Here is a 384-nt window from a genome sequence, read left to right as displayed (position 1 = left end):
TTTTCCAGGCTATCCAGAAGGGGTTACAGGTCCAGAAATGATGATGCAATTACAAGCTCAAGCCCAGCGTTTTGAAGCCGATATTAGAGATGGTTGGATTACAAAAGTTGATTTTTCAAGTGCTATTCATAAAGTATGGGTTAATGAAGAGAAAGAAATACATTGTGATACGGTGATTATTTCAACAGGAGCTTCAGCGAAATATCTGGGCTTAGAATCTGAGCAAAAGTATTTACAACTGGGCGGAGGAGTATCGGCCTGTGCGGTTTGTGATGGCTTCTTTTATAGAAATCAGGAAGTGGTTATAGTAGGCGCAGGAGATTCAGCCTGTGAGGAAGCCCATTATTTGTCAAAGCTTTGTAAAAAAGTAACGATGTTGGTGCG

At 40.9% G+C, this 384-nt stretch carries 1 protein-coding gene; it reads left to right on the top strand.

Annotation, left to right across the window (positions count from 1 at the left end; translation table 11 throughout):
- Window positions 1-384, top strand: a 384-nt coding sequence (locus FGF67_RS16930; RefSeq protein ID WP_158293247.1) for an NAD(P)/FAD-dependent oxidoreductase, incomplete at both ends; no start/stop codon positions are given.

It is taken from the genome of Allotamlana fucoidanivorans (assembly GCF_006265225.1).
GTDB classification, from domain to species: Bacteria; Bacteroidota; Bacteroidia; order Flavobacteriales; family Flavobacteriaceae; genus Allotamlana; species Allotamlana fucoidanivorans.
Note: the sequence above shows the minus strand (reverse complement) of the source record. Positions and strands in the feature narration are given on the sequence as shown.